This window comes from Falsigemmobacter intermedius (assembly GCF_004054105.1).
Taxonomy (GTDB): domain Bacteria; phylum Pseudomonadota; class Alphaproteobacteria; order Rhodobacterales; family Rhodobacteraceae; genus Wagnerdoeblera; species Wagnerdoeblera intermedia.
Map to the genome: position 1 here is coordinate 1 of NZ_SBLC01000121.1, position 2,103 is coordinate 2,103.

2 protein-coding genes are annotated in these 2,103 nt (G+C 46.6%); both read right to left on the reverse strand.

Going from position 1 to position 2,103, the window contains the following annotated elements; genetic code table 11:
• On the reverse strand, positions 1-1,031 hold a 1,031-nt coding region (locus tag EP867_RS19450; RefSeq protein WP_164888983.1), incomplete at its 3' end, for a hypothetical protein.
• Between the two features lie 61 nt (positions 1,032-1,092).
• A complete protein-coding gene (locus tag EP867_RS19455) occupies positions 1,093-1,626 on the reverse strand; it encodes a transferrin-binding protein-like solute binding protein (RefSeq protein WP_128491073.1) in 534 nt (177 codons plus the stop codon).
• Positions 1,627-2,103: the final 477 nt, after the last annotated feature.

The following is a 2,103-nucleotide window of genomic DNA, read 5'->3' on the forward strand; positions in this document are numbered from 1 at the left end:
CTAAATCCAGAAAAACTAATCCCAATATCTATCCCCTGATCATTGAAGCTATTCAGGGTGGAAACTTTTTTCTCGTACGAAAAATAAGATATCAATCTCTGAGAGATTTTGCGTTCTAGTCTAATCTTATAGATTTTATCTTCGCGCTCACTACCAAAAAATCTACCACCAGTGTACTTGCTATACAGTACGGTAATAGTCGAGGGGGCGTTAAATAAGTAACTTGAAAATGAGGTGCTAAAAGTATTCTGAGGGAGAAGGACAGCTTCGACCCCCTCTCCATGTTCTAGTGTCATCCGCAAAACGCCCCGGCTGCTATGAAAGCTGGTCCAGTCAAACCTGACACGATCATGCCAAGTCGACTTCTGTTCCGCTCGAATTAGCGTCATCGAAACATCATGAAGGTTTCCAACTGGCGTGCCAAACAACTTACCGACAGTAAATGATCCAATCTTAACCGTTTCATCAGAAAGGTCACGTTCTTCTCTATTCAGAAGAAGACCGACGTTTATATACGACCAGCCCTGTGTAGTATATCCGAGGTTGGCCACAGCAGTTCCCGTAAATATCTCAAAGTCCTTACTCAAGGCTCGTTGATATCCCGCGCGTGTTGAAAAGCTTAGCGTAGTACTCGGCGCTATCCCGAAAGCGATGCCGCTGGTCAGAGCACCGCCCACTGTCAGTGCCTCGACTGCTCTAGAATTTTCGTCGACGCTAAATGGTAACCCCCATATGTAAATGGTATCTCCATTAAAGCCATTGTTAACATTGCGATCATAATTAATGGTAGGAGTAAAGGTCAGAATGCTTCCAGTGATATACGGGTGTTGCTGGCGCCTAGGGTTTAATGACAGTTGATCGGCGATCGAAAACGCAAACCGTTCACCTCCCCGAGGCTTTTCTTTCAATATAGCCCATAGTTGATGCCGAGGAGATCCAAAATCTAAAGCTAAACCCGTTACTCCTCCTACTTCCGCCAAGGCAGGATAGGAAAAAATAGCGGAGAAAATAATAACAGTACAGAAGCGCAATTTGGATCTCGCTCGCGACAAATGGCTGAGCACTTAGATGCCCAGCCAAATAAATTGTAGATTACTTTTCTGCCCCGAGGACACCAACCATATACTGGCTACCTACAGTACCTTCGATAAGTCCTACAACCCCTCCAGCGTTAGCCCCCACAAAAGCTCCCGCCATAGAACCGTCGACCGCAGACGCTCTCCCATCGACCGTAAGGGAGCCCGTTAAGTCTGCTCCAAACTCGTTCCCGCTAATAACCCCGCTGTGGATATTAACGCTACCCGGTATTGCCGTGTTCTGATAGTCACGGAAGTTTGTCAGATTTCCTGCGATGGTAGAAGAAGCAAAGTTTGCCGTGAGTGATGCTTCAGATAAAACCTCAACCTCGTCATATATAGAAGGTGCAAATCCAGCTATCCCACTATAGGTGGCGCTTCCGGCCGACGGCATAGCACTAACGGGAGTAGCGCTTTGCCCTTCCAGCTTTTCAATAAGCGCCGTTCCTCTGCTTTCCATTGTTGAAAAGCTTGCTTGGGACCCGCCCCCACTCCCGCCACATGCGGCTAGAAAAAAGGTCGAAGATACTACTGCAATACAAATTTTCATGTTTCATCCAAAACGCAAATTACATAACAGATCCTGTCAGAAATCTCCGACAGGGCGATAATTAGGATGAATGCCGTTTGATTTTTGTCAACGCTAATTGTGGTATATTTGACTTCAGAATTCCCGGTAAGCGCTTCTGAGACGCAGCTACACTGGGACGATGAGGGTATCCGGCAGGCCTACCCTGTTGTTTCTAAACAACCATAACTGACTTGGTTCGCTCGCGGTAATTCGGATACCGTAAACCACAAGTCCGAGGTAGCAGAAGAATATCCCGGGGCCGGGTCAATCGAGACCGAAAAACTTAAGTGTTCAAAGACCGCAGAAAGAAAAGCACGGAGCCAAGGATGCCATTACTCATAAATAGTGCGACGGTGAATCGTTACCAACGACCCTGACCCCGTGCACACCATCGACCTAAGAGGATAATTTCGGACAGCGTAATTATTCAAAAGTATAGGGTAAGGAATATACCAC